Source organism: Sedimenticola selenatireducens, from assembly GCF_963675335.2.
Lineage (GTDB): Bacteria > Pseudomonadota > Gammaproteobacteria > Chromatiales > Chromatiaceae > Sedimenticola > Sedimenticola selenatireducens.
This window is the reverse complement of sequence record NZ_CAXXYC010000004.1, coordinates 126,071-141,914: the sequence shown is the minus strand read 5'-3', so window position 1 is coordinate 141,914 and position 15,844 is coordinate 126,071. Positions and strand designations below refer to the sequence as shown.

General features: G+C 59.1%; 12 protein-coding genes. 4 read left to right on the top strand and 8 right to left on the bottom strand.

The genetic code is table 11. From position 1 onward, the window contains the following. Positions 1-171: 171 nt before the first annotated feature. The 3 genes from ACHZBF_RS11875 to corA all read right to left on the bottom strand — a co-directional run bounded on the left by ACHZBF_RS11875 (position 172) and on the right by corA (position 6,846). Positions 172-3,882, bottom strand: coding sequence for a translocation/assembly module TamB domain-containing protein (locus tag ACHZBF_RS11875; RefSeq protein WP_321528546.1), 3,711 nt, complete (start codon positions 3,880-3,882; stop codon positions 172-174). Next, complete coding sequence (locus tag ACHZBF_RS11870; protein ID WP_321528545.1) at positions 3,879-5,639, bottom strand: autotransporter assembly complex protein TamA; 1,761 nt, start codon at positions 5,637-5,639, stop codon at positions 3,879-3,881. Before ACHZBF_RS11870 ends, ACHZBF_RS11875 begins: the two co-directional genes overlap by 4 nt. 130 nt (positions 5,640-5,769) lie before the next feature. Continuing rightward, positions 5,770-6,846 (bottom strand): magnesium/cobalt transporter CorA, encoded by a 1,077-nt coding sequence (gene corA / locus ACHZBF_RS11865; RefSeq protein WP_321528544.1) that lies wholly within the window; start codon positions 6,844-6,846, stop codon positions 5,770-5,772. A 346-nt stretch (positions 6,847-7,192) separates the two neighbouring features. Here corA and ACHZBF_RS11860 point away from each other — a divergent pair, with 346 nt between their 5' ends. Continuing rightward, positions 7,193-7,828, top strand: coding sequence for a MarC family protein (locus tag ACHZBF_RS11860; RefSeq protein ID WP_029134064.1), 636 nt, complete (start codon positions 7,193-7,195; stop codon positions 7,826-7,828). A gap of 51 nt (positions 7,829-7,879) precedes the next feature. Here the strand turns inward: ACHZBF_RS11860 and ACHZBF_RS11855 are convergent, their stop codons facing one another. The 5 genes from ACHZBF_RS11855 to ACHZBF_RS11835 all read right to left on the bottom strand — a co-directional run bounded on the left by ACHZBF_RS11855 (position 7,880) and on the right by ACHZBF_RS11835 (position 11,113). Continuing rightward, positions 7,880-8,209, bottom strand: a complete 330-nt coding sequence (locus ACHZBF_RS11855; protein WP_029134063.1) for a DUF4156 domain-containing protein — start codon at positions 8,207-8,209, stop codon at positions 7,880-7,882. Positions 8,210-8,282: 73 nt separating this feature from the next. After that, complete coding sequence (locus ACHZBF_RS11850) at positions 8,283-8,750, bottom strand: outer membrane lipoprotein (RefSeq protein WP_321528543.1); 468 nt, start codon at positions 8,748-8,750, stop codon at positions 8,283-8,285. A 375-nt stretch (positions 8,751-9,125) separates the two neighbouring features. Further along, the gene (locus ACHZBF_RS11845) at positions 9,126-10,268 is read right to left on the bottom strand and encodes an FAD-dependent oxidoreductase (protein WP_321528542.1); all 1,143 of its coding nucleotides are present in this window, start codon (positions 10,266-10,268) and stop codon (positions 9,126-9,128) included. A gap of 156 nt (positions 10,269-10,424) precedes the next feature. After that, positions 10,425-10,589 (bottom strand): rubredoxin, encoded by a 165-nt coding sequence (locus tag ACHZBF_RS11840; RefSeq protein ID WP_273440550.1) that lies wholly within the window; start codon positions 10,587-10,589, stop codon positions 10,425-10,427. Positions 10,590-10,636: 47 nt separating this feature from the next. After that, entirely contained in the window at positions 10,637-11,113 is a 477-nt protein-coding gene (locus ACHZBF_RS11835) for a rubrerythrin family protein (RefSeq protein WP_273440551.1), read from the bottom strand. Between the two features lie 100 nt (positions 11,114-11,213). Between ACHZBF_RS11835 and ACHZBF_RS11830 the strand changes: the two genes are divergently transcribed. From ACHZBF_RS11830 to boxB, 3 genes are all read left to right on the top strand, one after another. Next, positions 11,214-12,134 carry a hydrogen peroxide-inducible genes activator gene (locus ACHZBF_RS11830; protein ID WP_273440552.1) on the top strand — a complete coding sequence of 307 codons (921 nt, stop codon included), beginning with the start codon at positions 11,214-11,216 and terminating at the stop codon, positions 12,132-12,134. Between the two features lie 300 nt (positions 12,135-12,434). Beyond that, on the top strand, positions 12,435-14,084 hold the full coding sequence (gene boxC, locus ACHZBF_RS11825; RefSeq protein ID WP_321528541.1) for a 2,3-epoxybenzoyl-CoA dihydrolase: 1,650 nt from the start codon (positions 12,435-12,437) through the stop codon (positions 14,082-14,084). A 4-nt stretch (positions 14,085-14,088) separates the two neighbouring features. Beyond that, positions 14,089-15,555 (top strand): benzoyl-CoA 2,3-epoxidase subunit BoxB, encoded by a 1,467-nt coding sequence (gene boxB, locus ACHZBF_RS11820; protein ID WP_245621788.1) that lies wholly within the window; start codon positions 14,089-14,091, stop codon positions 15,553-15,555. Positions 15,556-15,844: the final 289 nt, after the last annotated feature.

Below are 15,844 nucleotides of genomic sequence, written 5' to 3'. Positions count from 1 at the left end.
GAGCGATATTCTCATCGCGCTGAAGTGGAGCGGATTCAATATGTGGCGGCGAGACCAACAGAGCACCGGCGAGGAGCGGGATTGGCTTCAGGAAAAACCAAGCCACATTAACCGCGTACAGCGGCGCCCGCAGCCGATACGCATGTTGGTCAGCGGTCTGAAACTGTCCGGTTAACGCTCGACGTCATAAATCAGGTCCATGCTCTGACTACTGCCGGACTGTACTTCCAGGCGCAATTTCTCGCTCAATCGATAGCGTGTGATCAGTGCGCCGCGGTTATCAAACAGTCCGACGGCATAACTGACATAGAGATCGGGTGAAAGGTATTTGCCCAGTAACAGGGCGGTCTCTTCCAGGGAGCCGCCTTCTTCCAGACGCACCTCATCCACACCGAGTCCCGCGGCCAGCCGGTCGAGAATCTCCTGGCTTTTTTCCAGCCCTTTCGCGGCAACGGCCTGGCGCAGCAGGGCGGCACTGCCGGGCCCTTCCTCTGCCATCCCCTGTCCGGTGATCAGGTAGTTGAGGGCCTCTTCTTCAGGCAGTGACGGGGTGCTGGAGACCTGTACTTCAGGACTGCGCAGATTGCCGTTGAGGTTCAGTATCGCTGTCACCGAACGGTCCTTCGATAGCCGGGTGGCCTTGATATCCAGGTTCGGATTTTGTGGCGGTCCGTTGAAAAGCAGCCGTCCCTGTTCAATGGTCAGGTCCTGACCATAAGCGCGATAGCGCCCCTCCTTCAGCGCCAGCTCACCCTGGGCCAGGGTGCGGCCGTCCCGGCTGTTGAGCGCTACATTGCCTTGCAGCCGGGTCTTGAGTCCGAAGCCGTTGAATCGCACCTGTTCACCCACTTGAACGGCCACTTGTGCATCAATCTTCAGCGGTGACGGTTTCGGCAGGGATTCGGTTTTTCCGATGATTACCTCATCCTCGCTCACGCTCACGGCGCTTTTAGGCAGTTCCCGCAGCTCGATATCAGCCCGGGGGAGTTTCAGGTCGCCCTTGATGCTCAACTGTTGCTTGCGCAGGCTGATATCCAGGTCTGGAGAGGCGTAGGCCTCGGCTTCTGGCAGCCGCACAACCTGAATATCCTTGCCCTGCAGTTTGAGCGTGAGGGGCCAATCCTGTTTGGCGTCGAGACGCAGGTCGCCCTGCAATCCGAGCGTGCCGCCACCGGAGGTCAGTTCACCCTCCAGCGTTACCCGTTCACTGCCCTGGTTTCCCGCCGAGAGCTGGATCCCTTCCAGCGCCAACCCGAGTTGCGGTACGTTGGCTGCCCCGTCGCTGAGCCGGATAAAGCCTGCGATCTCCGGCTGCTCCAGATGGCCGCCGATGGCCGCTTCCGCCGTCAGACGGCCGTGGATATTACTCAGACCCGGCAGTAACAGACCCAGGGGTTGCAAATCGGGAACCTCCGCCTTGAGTGTTCCGGTCACGGCAAGCGGGCCATCGGTGGAGAAGGGGGCGGTGCGTGCCTGAGCGGCCATGGCACCTTCGCCGGCCTTTAACTTGAAGTCCAGCCGGTTCCCTTGCGGGGTTATCTGCAGGTTCATTACCCCCTTCTGCAGTGCCAGGCGCAGCGGTTGCTCGTCTGCCGGTTCCAGCAGCAGGCTACCCTGTGGCAGAGTCAACTGCGCCTCGCCCGTGAGTGCCTGCAGGGGGCCGGACAGCTGCAGCTTACCGTCGATGCTGCCCTCGACTTTAACCTCTTCGGGTAGCCAGAGCAGCAGGCGCGTCAAGGGGATGGCGGTGAGGCTTGCGGCGATCCGGCTGCTGGCCGGGGTCCATGCACCATCGGCACACAGGCGGGCGTTCTGCTGGATCAGGCAGGTCGGTTCCAGACTGAACTGGTCGCCGCCGGCCAGCATGGCTGCCGGTCCATCGGTGCGCCAGTTTCCGAATTGCGCATGTTCGATTGTCAGCCGTTCCAGTTGCCCGCGCCACAGCGGGGCGCTCCAGCCACCCTGAACTGCCGTCGTCAGCTGCAGGTCGGTGGCATCCAGTGTCAGCCGCGCCCGGTGTGCCTCCTGTGTGCCGCTAATGGTCAATGACAGCTGGCGCCCCTGCCAGTCACCGCTCTTTAGTCCCTTGGCCGTCAGCTTGCCCCTGGCCGCGTTCTTTGCCCAGGTGAGATCGCCGGTCATCTGTTCTATCTGCTGTTCGCCATAGTTGAGGCCACTGGCCTGCAGGCTGGCGCTGAGTTCGGGATTGTCGCGCACGCCGCCCAGTCGGCCATCGGCCTGGATGTTGCCCTGCAGCGCCGGCCAGAATGCAGCCAGGTCCGGGGCCTTCAAGGCATATTGCAAATCCAGCCGGTCACCCAGCATGCCGTGCAGGTCGAGCCGGTTGGGTCCGCTCTGCAGCTGCAGGGCCTCCAGGTTGAGCCCGGTCGGATCATAGCGTCCGAGCCCCGTGGCGCTGATGGGCTGCTGCTGCAGGGTACCGCTCAACTGCTGGAGATCGGCCGCCAGCCAGAGGCCCTGTTCGCTTACCCCGCCCTGCAGGGCCGCCTGCAGGGCCAGCTTGCCCGGCCACTCCGGCCACTGTGTCGAGGGGTCCAGTGACTCACCTTGGATGACCAGATTCCAGTCAATAGCCGGTGCCCAGGTCAAGTTGCCAGTGGTACGGATTTTTCCATTCAGCAGTTTGCTATCGAGGGTTATGTCGGACAGACCACCGGCACTGATCAGGCCCTGCAGATGGGCCTGTATATCCGGCACGTCGGCCTGCGGGAAGGTCAGGCTGGCTTGACTCTCCAGTCGCGGCTGTTGGGCCGGCCCCTTGAGCCGGAATGTACCAGAGGGGCTTTCGCTGGTGGGGTCGCTCAGCAGTGGCCAGCGGGCATGGGACCACTCGCCACTTAGATCCAGTTGCGGCTCGTCCGTATCAAAGCTGATGGCGCCTCGGATCTGCAGCTCCAGCGGTTGTGACCGGTCACTGATCTCCCGGACGCTCAGTGACAGATCATCCAGCCGGCTGGTGGAGAGGCGGGTGTCCAGTCGGGCATTGACCGGGGGCGTGTCGGTGTCGGGGAACAGCAGTTGAGCCTCGCTGCTCAGATGTAACCCCTCCAGCGGTCCGCGCAGATGGTAGCGACCGCCGGCACTTCGCACCACGGCTGCCTGTGGCGGCCACGCCAGCGGCTGCCACTCGCCGTTGATATCGACCACCGGGCTCGCGCCGGACAGGTCCATGTGGCCCTGGGTGCTGATCCTGAACGGGGTTTCGGTGGCATGCTCGATGCTCAGTCTGTTCAGGTCGCCGCCGATCCGCCCGGCACCACTGGCCGCTCCGATTTCCGGGAATTCGCCCTGCCAGCGGATGGTCATCTGTAGCGGGTAGTGCCCTGCCAGCTCCAGCTGACCTTCACCCTCGGCCTGGTAGGCGTCATAGCTGATCTGGAAGCGGGCGATATCCAGCATTGCATCCTTTGTTTCGGCGCTGAGTGTGACACGGCTGATCGACTGAATGTTGTCTCCTTGCTGTATCCGGATATCATCCAGCTCAAGCTGATCCAGGCGCACTGCCAGCGGCAGGCTGGGCGGGGCCGTGGACTCGGTCGTTTCGGACGGGCCGATGGCGCTATAGTGGATGCCCCCTGCCTGCATCTGCCGGATATGCAGCAGACCGTTGATCAGGGCGGCCGGTTTCCAGTCCAGATGCAGCGTCTGAATGGTTAGATGTTGCTGCTCGTCCCGGTACTCCAGCGCCTCCAGGTCCACTCCCGCCAGTAGGGAACCGCGGAACGTACCGATGCGCAGCTTCTCACCCAGAACCCAGTGAAGCAGCTGCTGGCTGCCCTGTTCCGTCCCCAGTAGCCAGGCACCGCTGCCCAGGGCGCCAAACAGCGTCAGTAATATTATGGTTAGAAGAGGGCGCTTCAAAGATCCGGTCCCATGGAGAAGTGAATGCGGAAGCTGTCCTGGCTCCGGTCTTGCGGAATGGCCAGGTCCAGCCGGATAGGGCCGACCGGTGAACGCCAGCGTAGCCCGACGCCGGCGGACCGCTTCAATCCGTCACTCCAGCCGTCAAAGGCGTTGCCGGCATCCACGAACAGGGCCGCCGACCAGGCGCCTTGGATCGGGTATTCATACTCGAGGCTGGTGCTGAGCAGGTAGCGGCCCCCCACCACCGTACCGTCGGTGTCTTGCGGACCCAGGGACTGGTATTCGTAGCCGCGCACGCTCTGATCACCACCAGCAAAGAATCGGTAGGAAGCCGGTAGTTCGGTAAATGTAGATGCGAAAGTTACTCCCGTGTCGGCGCGCAGCAGCAGGCGCCCCTTGCCCAATGGCTGAATCCATTTTCCGGCCGCCAGCAGTTGTACGAAACTGGCATCCGAGAACAGGCTCTCGTGGGCGCCGCGCAGTTCAAGATTGAGTCGTGATCCCTGGCGCGGCTGCATGCGGTGGTCTGCCGTGGTGCGTGCCCAGCTGACGCCGGGAACCAGCAGTGTGGCGGAGGTGGTTTCGTCTCCGATTATGGACTCTTCAGAGACCCAGTCCAGATAACGGGTCTCGTTCCAGCCACCGCGCATGCCCAGGGTGCGCAGGCCGATGGTGGCGGTGTCGCTGGTCGTGGTGTCGGTATCCAGTTCGCGATAACCGCCACGAATGCTGAGTTGGTCGATATGGGGTCGCTGCATGGGAATCAGGTATTCAACGCCCAGGGAACTGTCAACGCTGGAGAGTGTAAGCTTTGACTGCAGGCTGTGCCCGAAGCGATTGATCCGTCTTCTGTCGTAAGCCAGGCTGAGGCGCGGGCCGGTGTCCGTGGCAGCACCAATCCCCACCCGGTAGGCCGTGCGTTTGATCGGTTCCAGCTCTACCCGTACATCGATCCTGCCATCGACCGCACCCTGATAGTCCGGCTTTACCGACACAAGTTCAAAATAGCCGCTGTCTGCCAATGCCCGATGCATGGTTGCGAGTGCTGCGGCGTCGTAGGGATCACCGGCGTTGATTTTGAGATAGCGCGCCAGCAGCTCCGGGTCATAGGTCTCCTGATCCAGCACCAGTGTGCCGATGCGATAACGCTGTCCGGATTGATAGTGCAGTATGACGGATGCCTGATCGGTGGCGGGTTCAACTTTCAACTCCCGGCGGATGAAGCGGCCATCGAAATAGCCGTGTTCCGCAGCCAGGGTTTCGATCTCTCCCTTAAGCGTTTCATAGTCGCCGTGGTGCACCTGACTGCCGGGGCGTACCGGGGTTGCCTTGAGCAACTTGATAAAAGCGGCGTCATCTTGTGCCTCACCCTCGATCCGTATAGTGACCTGATTCAGGCGAGTCGGCTCACCCGGTTGGATGTTAAAGGTCGCCTGCCAGCAGGGTTGTTTGAATTGCAGGTTCTTTTCCAGTTTTATCCGGTAATACCCCAGGGCCCTTGCTGCCCTGTCCAGCTCTTCATCGGCACGCCGGAATAACCTCTTTATCCGCCACTCCGGGGCACTGCATGGCTCCGTGGACAAAGAGAGGCCGGCCCGCAGGTTCTCCTGGAGAGCGCCGCTGACGCCGGTAAAATCGATGGACGGTTCTGCCGCCCCTGCCACCGAGCTGCCCAGCGCCAGCCAAAGCAGGGAGCGCGGCAGAATTCGCCATTGACGGCTACTGGCAAGCAGCATGATTCGAAAGGGGTTCATCAGAACAATTATATCCCATGGGATAGACTCTTTACCCCACAATCGGGCAGGATAAGTAGAGACCACATGGTGGGCGAGTAATATAAACTTAGCGCCGATCGGCCGAGAGACGGTTCAAACTGATTCAGTTTCAGAACCAGTCCTTGCGCTTAAACAGGTAGAGCAGACCGGCCCCAACCGCAAGCATGACTCCCCAAATCAGGGGATATCCGTAATACCAGTTGAGCTCCGGCATGGCCCAGGGACTGTCGGTTTTGTTACCGAAGTTCATCCCATAGACCCCGGCGATGAAGGTGAGTGGAATAAAGATTGTGGCGATTACGGTAAGTACCCGCATGGTTTCATTCAACCGGTTGCTGACACTGGAGAGATAGAGGTCCAGCAGGCCCGTGGTCATATCCCTGTAGGTTTCCAGCAGGTCCATGATCTGTATCGTGTGGTCGTAACAGTCACGAAAATAGAGCCGGATCTCCTCCTGAATAGGGTACTCTTCGTTGCGCATAAGATTGTTCAACACTTCACGCTGTGGCCAGAGCATACGACGCAGCAACAGGGCGTCCCGTTTCAGTTCATGCAGTCGCCGCAGTGTCTCCCTGGTGGGTGCTGCCAGCAGTTGCTCCTCCAACTCCTCCAGTTCGGCACCGAAGCGTTCCAGTACGGGAAAGGATTGATCGATCACCAGATCCACCAGCGCATAAAGCAGATAGTCGGGGCCCTTTGTTCGCAAACGGCCGGTATGCTTGCGCAACCGTTTACGCACCGGTTCAAACGGATCGTGGGCTCCACCGTGAAAGCTGAAAATGACATGGTCGCCTAGAAACAGGCTGACCTGTTCCGTCTCCGCATAGCCATCCTCCATCAGTGGATGACTCAGGATAATAAACAGTTGCTCGTCATAGAGTTCGGTTTTCGGGCGCTGACCGGAATTGACAATGTCTTCAAGGGCCAGCTCATGGAGTCCAAAGATCGCTCCCAGTTCCATCAGGGCGTCCGGGTCTGCATCCCCCTGCATATGTATCCAGGTGGTTGTGGGACGATCCAGGGCAGCGCGACAGGCCTCGGGGGTGGTGTCCTGGGTCTCCTGTAATTCCGTGTCGGAATAATCGATCAGTGTGATGTGTGGGGGTGTCGGGTATGGTTTGTCCGAAATCCGCAGGGTGCCGGGGCGGGTGCCGGGAGGGTGATAGCGTTTGGTAAAGAAACTCATGGTCTATCGACCGCCATGGTATCGTTTGAAGCGGGCGCCATGCGGACAGGCAAATGTTTTGCCGTTTCTATTGTATTGGCCATATGTTGAGCGAGACACAAACTATCTGGCATAACGTTTTCCGATCTCATCAGTTCCGGGAGCCTTCTGCTATCATCGCAGAGCCGATGCGTAGAGGTAAAGCTTGTCCCTCGCCAGATGGTTGTCGGTATCCACCTGGCGAGGAGATGCCTCATTGTGTGCCGCCTCCAGGGTGGTGGGTTATAGTCACCAAAACCCTTGGTAACGCCGGCTTGTTGGGCGTACCCCATCGTCGGATCACTACTGGACTAACAATCGGTAACTCATGGAACACTGGACAGAATACACGCGCTTTATTACATCTCTGGTGGTCATTATGGATCCTTTCATGGCGATCCCGATTTTCCTCACCATGACCAAAGGCTATACCCCTCGGGATCGCGCACGGGTCGTGCGGATCGCCGTTTTCACCGTGGCCGCCACACTGATTGTATCGGCGTTGAGCGGTGAAGGGTTGCTGGCATTCATGGGAACCAGTCTGGGATCGTTCCGTGTCGGTGGTGGTATTGTGCTGTTTATCATGGCGCTGGCGATGTTGCAGGCGCGGGTCGACCCGGTACGCACCACACCTCATGAGGAGGAGATTGCCTCAGGTCTTACGTCCATTGCCGTGGTGCCCCTGGCCATACCCCTGTTGGCCGGGCCAGGCGCCATGAGTACGGTGGTTATCGGCATGCAGCGTTCAACCGCGCCCTACCATGAGATAATGATTGTGCTCAGTATTCTGCTGGTTGCTGTGGTGCTCTGGCTGGTGCTGAGTCTGGCGGTGCCTATCGGGAAGCGGCTGGGCGATATCGGGCTGAATATCCTCAATCGTATTTTTGGCCTCATCCTCGCGGCCATAGCGGTTGAGGTAATCAGTAACGGAATCAAACAGCTGTTTCCAATCCTGGTCAGCTGAATAACCGGGTGCGTCCGGGCTGAAAATCCGGCGCGGGTTTATCCGCGTTGGCTAGCGGGATACACCGATACATCGGTAGACGGCAAAGCGCTGCTGTCCGTCACTCACCTCGGAGATCGGTACTACCGTGTCTCCGCCAATTTTTGCGGCGCTGTTGCGTGCCAGTATGCGCAACTCATCCTCCACTTTTTGCCGGCTCCTGTCGATGCCGGCAATCTTGTCCACCAGGGAGACGGTGGTGTTGCCGAGTTCCTTGCAAGTAGCAACCTCATCGGCATCCAGTACCCGCACTTTCTCGCCTTCCGGGGTGGTTTTTACCCAGGCGCATCCGCTGGATAACAGGATGCCCGCAAGCGTGCAGAGTGAGATTGTTTTTTTCATTGTATTCCCTCGATGATGACAGGTTTGGTAAATGTTCCAGCTTTTTGCAATTATCTGGTTGATTGTAGACCAATCAATAGGCGACCCGGGTGACGCCGCCCTGTTTCAGCAGGCGGATTCTGTCGCCGGCATGAAAATAGCGGTCGTTCTCGACTTCCTGGACAACCGACAGGATTTCCCCCGATTCCATGCGAATGGTGATCTCCTGGCCCTGCTTGGTGGTCAGGTTTTTCTCCGTAGCCTGGCCGGCCAGGCCGCCGGCGACGGCACCGACTACCGTAGCGATGCTGCGACCCTTGCCGCCACCCACGGTACTGCCGGCGATGCCGCCAATAACGGCCCCGGAGCCGGTACCCACAATACCGTCGGTTCTGCCTTCGATCACAACCGGGGTGACGGATTCCACCGTTCCGTACTTGACCGTCTGCACTCTGCGTGCTTCGTCGCGAGTGTAGGTGGTCCCCGTCAAGCCGCTGGTGGTACAGCCGACCAGTGCAACCGTCATTGCCAGCGCAATCAGTAGATTGAGCGATTTCTTCATCTGTGTTCCCCCGTGAATGTGATGGAACCGGTTGAGCGCCTGTTGCTGCATTTCTGCACTGAACAGGACGCAAACCGCCCTTTTGGAATCATATCCTATATTACTATTGACCATGGATAGCTCCAGAAGATCATAAGGGTGGTGTGAATCGATGCGATTATTTGTAATCACTCTCCCATCAGCCACAGTACAACGTAGGGTGGGTTAGGCGCGTTGTTTGCGCCGTAACCCACCAAGCTTGCCGTCAGGCACACCTTAAACAAACGGGTTGTGTTGCTGCGCAACGCCTGGTGGTGGGTTACGCAAAAAACGCTAACCCACCCTACGTTTGAGCTTAAGTCAGTGCCATTCACCGGCGATCCATTTTCGTCCCTGTTAGGCCAAGACCGGTGGCACCTGTTTGGTCCACTGGGCTTTCTCGTCCACATAATTCCCGGTCAGGGTGAAACCCAGCAGTTGACCCTGGGATGACCGGAACAGCGCCCGCACACCGCTTTCATCCTGTTCGATCTCCCAGTCGCCTTCGGTACCGCGCGCCGGGGGCGAAACCACGATCGGATGGGCAGGTGTTTTAATGCCCACCGGCATGGCGGGGTAGCTGAGCGGGGTTGGCGTTCCGGTCAGGGTCTTGGCCAAGGCCCGTGCGGCATTCATCAGCGGCATGACAAACGGCAGGTTCAGCCCCGCCACCTCGACACAGTCCCCCAGGGCGTAGATACCGGGCTGGCTGGTCTGCAGTGTCCGGTCAGTAACAATCCCGCGATTGGTTTCCAGAGCGATCGACTGGGCCAGGTCCAGATCCGGCTTCAGTCCGATCGCCGAGAGTATGACGTCAGCCATGACGATATTACCGTCGGTCAGTCTGAGTTGATATCCCGCGTCGTTGTGGTTGATCTCTTCAACCACGGTACCCAGATGCCAGCGCACGCCGGCGGCAGCCAGCCCGTCCTGCAGGGCTTTCCCGGCCGCTTCCGGCAGCAGGGTGCTGATGGGATAGGGGTCGGGGCCGATCACCTCGACCTGCCGGCCGGAGACAATCAGGTCATTGGCAAATTCACAGCCGATCAGCCCGGGGCCGATAATGGCCACCCGCCTGGCCTGTTCGATCTTTTCGCGGAACAGGCTGTACTCCTCCAGGTCATTCACCGACAGCACCTCATCGGCGGCATCGCCCTTGAACGGCAGACGTATCGGCCGGGCGCCGGTGGCCAGCACCAGCCGGTCATAGGATATATTGCCCTGATCGGTGATCACCTGCCGGTTGGCGGTGTCGATGGACTGAACCCGGGTGCGGGTGTGGATCACCGCGTTCAACCGTTCCGCCATGGTGGCGGCGTCGGCCGAGATGATCTGCTGCGGTTGCTTGCCTTGGATCAGGGCGTTGGAGAGAGCCGGCTTGGGGTACGCATTGCCGCCGTCGGCGGTAACCAGTACCAGCGCCACCTCGGTATCGGATTTGCGGATTTCACGCGCCAGATTATAGCCGGCCATGCCGGTGCCGATGATTACGATGGACATTTACTTCATCCTTCTCTTTATATTGTTAGTTACTGCCTAACCATCCGTAATCCCGGCAGCTCCTCTACATGCGTACTCACGGATATAAAAGCCTGTCAGTGGCGGTCCCGCCACAATCCGTTGCGGCGGTTCCAACCGACAGGTATCAGCCCGGCATCAGATCTCCACCATCTCGAAGTCGGACTTGGAAGAGCCGCAGTCGGGGCATTCCCAGTCGTCTGGGATATCTTCCCAGCGGGTTCCGGCGGGGATGCCCTCGTCGGGCAGTCCCTTGGCTTCGTCATAGATAAAGTCACATACAACGCATTGATACTTTTTCATGTTCTATTCCTTCTTTAAAAAAATTCACACCCAAGTTTATTGTTATCTTAACTACCGACCCGGCTCAGGGCGTCCCGGTAGTGATTCGCATGGCGCTCCTCGATCTTGGCCAGCGCGTTGAAGCGTTTGGCCGCGGTCTCCAGCATTTTGGAGAAACGCTCGGCATGTTCGGCCGACTCGGCGATCTGTTCGTCCATCTCCGCGACCGCAGCGTGGTTCTGTTCTTCCAGTGCGGTGTGGCGAAAGGCCGGATACATTTCCGTATATTCGTATGTTTCGCCCTCGATCGCCAGTTCCAGCATCTTCTCCACGCTCAGGGTATCCTTGGGGTAAAGCAGATCCAGGTGCCCGAACGCATGCGCGGTCTCCTGTTCCGCGGTCTTCTCGAACACCTCTGCAACCTCGGTGGCGCCGAGTTCACGGCAGATGCGGGCGAAGTAGAGGTATTTGCGGTTGGCCATGGATTCACCGGCAAACGCCGCCTCAAGGTTTTGCACCGTCTGTGAAATATTCTGTTCAGTCATGATTTTCTCCAGTGATTGAATGCGATGGATGTAGGTTACCGAATGGTGTAAATTCGTTCCAATTGAATTAAAAACTGAATTTAATAGGAAAATACGATTTATGAACCTGCCAACACTGCGCCAGCTTCATTACCTGGTCACGGTGGTCGAACTGTGCCATTTCGGGCAGGCGGCCGAGCGCTGCTTCGTCACCCAGTCGACCCTGAGTACCGCGATCCAGGAGCTTGAATCGCTGCTGGGGGTGCAACTGCTGGAGCGTACCAAGCGCAAGGTGATTCCGACCCAGCTGGGGATCGAGCTGGCGGATAAGGCCCGGGAGATTATCAGCATGACCGAATCCCTGGTGCTGGATGCCCAGGTCGACCGCAAACCGCTGAGCGGTGAACTGCGGCTGGGGGTGATTCCCACTATCAGCCCTTTCCTGTTACCCAAGGTGCTGCCGGGAGTGCGTAGCGGATTTGCGGAACTCGAACTCTATCTGCTGGAGGATCAGACCCACAATCTCCTGGAACGGCTGGCCGCCGGCGAACTGGACTGTGCCATCCTGGCCCTGCCGTTTGATCTGGGTGGGCTGGAATACCAGGTGTTTTGGCAGGAGAACTTTCTGGTCGCCTTCCCCGCCGACCATCCCTTGAGTCGGGGTGGCCCCATCGCTTCGCAGAAACTGCCGGGTAATGAACTGCTGTTGCTGGAGAAGGGGCACTGTCTGCGGGATCACGCCCTGGCTGTCTGTCATATGAAGGCGATGGCCAAGCGGGCCTCGTTTCAGGGCACCAGTCTCTATACCCTGGTGCAGATGGTGGCCGGAGGGCAGGGCATCACCTTCTTGCCGGAGATGGCGGTGGATGATGATTTCCTGGCTCAGAACCAGATCGCCGTGCGTCCCCTGGCGGAGAAGGGTCCGCATCGCGAGCTCTGCCTGGTTTGGCGGACCGCCTATCATCGTAAGTCGGATCTGGCCCTGCTCGCCGATTGTATGCGCGGGCTTTTGGCCGCCTCCTATTCCCAAAAAGCCAAGTAACCGTAGCGCAGGTAGGCCATAGGGCGCCCCGTGGGCGCCGACGACGGACCTGGCCCGCCCTATGGCGGTGTCCCGGTTTCACCGGATTATCCCTTTTTGCTGTCACACCGCCACACACCCGGCCAATTCCGAACCATACTCTGTCTGAAGCAAACCTGAGGTCTGCGGGATTTACTGGCATTGCAGAACATGAAATATATTTCATGAGAAAAAACGTGACAAATGTCATTTAATGCCATATCCTTACCGAAATACAAGGAAATATAGTGCTTGTTCTCTCGACCTAAAACGAGGATACCGATGATCAGTTTTCAGACCAATCCAGCGGCATATCAGCATTGGCAGTTAGCTTTTGAGGGGCCGGTTGCAAGGCTCAGAATGAACGTTAAGGAGGATGGCGGCCTGATGCCGGGCTATGAGCTGAAGCTCAACTCTTATGATCTGGGCGTCGATATTGAGCTGTATGACGCCGTACAGCGCCTGCGTTTCGAACACCCGGAGGTGAAGAGTGTGATCCTGGAATCAGCCAAGGAGCGGGTGTTCTGCGCCGGGGCCAATATCCGCATGCTCGGTGGCTCCACCCATGTACACAAGGTCAACTTCTGCAAGTTTACCAACGAGACCCGCAACAGCATCGAGGATGCCAGCGAATTTTCCGGTCAGCGCTATCTCTGCGCCATTACCGGCACGGCCGCAGGCGGTGGTTACGAGTTGGCCCTGGCGGCCGATCACATCATGCTGGTGGATGATGGCAACGCCTCCGTATCGTTGCCCGAGGTGCCGCTACTGGCGGTGCTGCCGGGGACCGGCGGACTGACCCGCCTGGTGGACAAGCGCAAGATGCGCCGGGATCTGGCGGATGTATTCTGCTCCATTGAAGAGGGCGTAAAAGGCCAGCGGGCCGTCGACTGGCGGCTGGTGGATGAGGTCGTGGTCTCGTCCAAATTCCAGGAGGCGGTGGATGAGCGGGCCCAGGCGATAGCCGGGGGTTCAGACCGGCCGGACAATGAATCGGGCATCGAACTGGAGCCGCTGGAGATCGGCGGTGACGAGACCCATCTGCATTACCCGCATCTGGATCTGTCCGTGGACCGCGCGACGCGCGTGGCGACGCTGATCCTGAAGGGGCCGACGGCGTCGGTGCCTGATGATCTTGCCGCCGCCAAGGTACAGGGCTGCCACTTCTGGCCACTGGCGCTGATCCGTGAGCTGGACAGTGCCCTGCTGCATCTGCGCACCAATGAACCGGAGACCGGCACCCTGATCTTCAAGAGTCAGGGTGATGCCGAACAGGTAGCCGCCTATGAGCGCTTCCTGCTGCAACATCGGGACGACTGGTTCATCCGCGAGATACTGCTATATCTGAAGCGGACCCTGAAGCGGATCGACTACACCTCCCGCAGCACCTTCGCCTTTGTTGAACCCGGCAGCTGTTTCAGCGGTTTCCTGGCCGATATCCTGTTTGCCGTGGATCGCAGCTACATGCTGGAGGGGCAGTTCGAAGGCGATGACCGGCCGGCGCCGACCATCCGTCTGTCTGAATTGAATTTCGGTCCGCTGCCGATGGGTAATGGCCTGACGCGCCTGGAGACCCGCTTCCTGGGTGAGCCGGATACGCTGGAGAAGGCGCGGTCACTGATCGGTGAATCCCTCTCGGCCGAGGCGGCAGCCGATGCCGGACTGGTTACCTTCGCCCTGGATGATATCGACTGGGAAGACGATATCCGCTTCCTGCTGGAGGAGCGGGCCAGCTACTCACCGGATGCCCTGACCGGCATGGAGGCGAATCTGCGTTTCGCCGGTCCGGAAACCATGGAAACCAAGATTTTTGGCCGACTCAGCGCCTGGCAGAACTGGATATTTCAACGTCCCAATGCCGTCGGGGAGCAGGGTGCACTGAAGTGTTTCGGCACGGGTGAACGTCCACATTATGATCAGAAAAGGGTGTAACAACATGAGTGAACAGACCACAGAAATGACTCCAACCATCGAAGTCAACTATGCCGACAAGATCCCGAACAATGTCAATCTGTCCGAGGATCGCCGCCTGCAGCGCGCCATGGAGAAGTGGCAGCCCGAGTTTATCGACTGGTGGAAGAGCATGGGACCTGACGGATTTCAGGATGCAGAGGTCTATCTGCGGACCGCGGTCGGTGCCGATCCCAAGGGCTGGGCGGTTTTTGACTATGTAAAGATGCCGGAATACCGCTGGGGCATCCTGCTGGCGGCCAAGGAAGAGGGACGGGTGATCCCGTTCGGCAAGCACAAGGGTGAGCCGGCCTGGCAAGAGGTGCCGGGTGAGTACCGCTCCATGTTGAAACGGCTGATCGTGATTCAGGGTGATACCGAGCCCGCCTCGGTGGAACAGCAGCGCTACCTGGGAAAGACCTGTCCGTCACTTTATGACCTGCGCAATCTGTTCCAGGTCAATGTGGAGGAGGGTCGCCACCTCTGGGCCATGGCCTATCTGCTGCAGAAATACTTCGGCAAGGACGGCCGTGAAGAGGCGGAGGCGCTGCTCGACCGCCGCTCGGGTGATGAGGACAAACCGCGTATCCTGGGGGCCTTCAATGAGAAGACCCCGGACTGGCTCTCTTTCTTCATGTTCACCTTCTTCACCGATCGTGACGGCAAGATGCAGCTGGAGTCGCTGGCCCAGTCCGGCTTCGATCCACTGGCACGCACCTGCCGCTTCATGCTGACGGAAGAGGCACATCACATGTTCGTGGGTGAATCCGGTGTCTCGCGGGTGATCCGCAAGACCCTGGAGCGGATGCAGGAGGCCGGTATCACTGACCCCAACGAGGTGGATGCGGTGCGCGCCCTTGGCGTGGTGGATCTGCCGACCCTGCAACGCAAGGTCAACTTCCACTTCTCGGTGACCCTGGACCTGTTTGGCGCGGAGGTCTCCACCAACGCCGCCAACGCCTTCAATGCCGGTATCAAGGGGCGCTTCCGTGAGGACCGGATCGAGGATGATCACCAGTTATTGAATGATACCTACCCGGTGCTGCGCCATGTGGATGGCGAGCTGAAAGTGGTGGAAGAGACGGCGCTGAATGCCATCAACGCCCGGTTGCTGGATGATTACATTACCGACGCCACGGCCGGCGTCAAACGCTGGAACAAGCTGTTTGAGGGCAGCGGTGTGGATTTCGAGATTTCCGTTCCGCACAAGGCGTTCAACCGGCGGGTGGGCGAGTTTGCCGATCTGCACGTAGATCCCGAGGGTAATCTGCTGAGTGCCGAGGCGTGGCAGGAAAAATCCGCCCAGTGGCTGCCGTCCCAGGCCGATGAGGATTATCTGTTGAGCCTGATGAAGCCGGTCACAGAGAAAGGCAAATACGCCGACTGGATCGCCCCTCCCAAGGTGGGCATCGACAAAAAGCCGGGCGATTTTGAATACGTCGCCCTGACCTGAAACGAATTCAAAGAAACACTCCCCAGTTGGGCAGCCTCGCGGCTGCCCTTTTTTTGTCCAGGGATGGCCGGGCGGGCCCCCAACCTACGGGCTCTAGCCTTCACCGCCGGATTGCACCGGAAAAGGCAGGTAAGTCATGGTATCTCTTTGCGTACTTTGCGTACTTTGCGTACTTTGCGTACTTTGCGTACTTTGCGTTCTTCGCGGTTGGAATGAGGTTTCCAGTTCGTAGGTTGGGGTTCGTACCTCACCCCAACCTACGAACTGTGAATTCGGCCCGGGGCGGGCC

Excerpts from the sequence above, each read along its gene's own strand:
- ACHZBF_RS11850 (WP_321528543.1), bottom strand. The coding sequence starts at position 8,750 with ATGAAGAAATCGCTCAATCTACTGATTGCGCTGGCAATGACGGTTGCA.
- ACHZBF_RS11870 (WP_321528545.1), bottom strand. The coding sequence starts at position 5,639 with ATGAACCCCTTTCGAATCATGCTGCTTGCCAGTAGCCGTCAATGGCGA.
- ACHZBF_RS11845 (WP_321528542.1), bottom strand. The coding sequence starts at position 10,268 with ATGTCCATCGTAATCATCGGCACCGGCATGGCCGGCTATAATCTGGCG.
- ACHZBF_RS11855 (WP_029134063.1), bottom strand. The coding sequence starts at position 8,209 with ATGAAAAAAACAATCTCACTCTGCACGCTTGCGGGCATCCTGTTATCC.
- ACHZBF_RS11860 (WP_029134064.1), top strand. The coding sequence starts at position 7,193 with ATGGAACACTGGACAGAATACACGCGCTTTATTACATCTCTGGTGGTC.
- boxB (WP_245621788.1), top strand. The coding sequence starts at position 14,089 with ATGAGTGAACAGACCACAGAAATGACTCCAACCATCGAAGTCAACTAT.
- ACHZBF_RS11840 (WP_273440550.1), bottom strand. The coding sequence starts at position 10,589 with ATGAAAAAGTATCAATGCGTTGTATGTGACTTTATCTATGACGAAGCC.
- corA (WP_321528544.1), bottom strand. The coding sequence starts at position 6,846 with ATGAGTTTCTTTACCAAACGCTATCACCCTCCCGGCACCCGCCCCGGC.
- boxC (WP_321528541.1), top strand. The coding sequence starts at position 12,435 with ATGATCAGTTTTCAGACCAATCCAGCGGCATATCAGCATTGGCAGTTA.
- ACHZBF_RS11835 (WP_273440551.1), bottom strand. The coding sequence starts at position 11,113 with ATGACTGAACAGAATATTTCACAGACGGTGCAAAACCTTGAGGCGGCG.
- ACHZBF_RS11830 (WP_273440552.1), top strand. The coding sequence starts at position 11,214 with ATGAACCTGCCAACACTGCGCCAGCTTCATTACCTGGTCACGGTGGTC.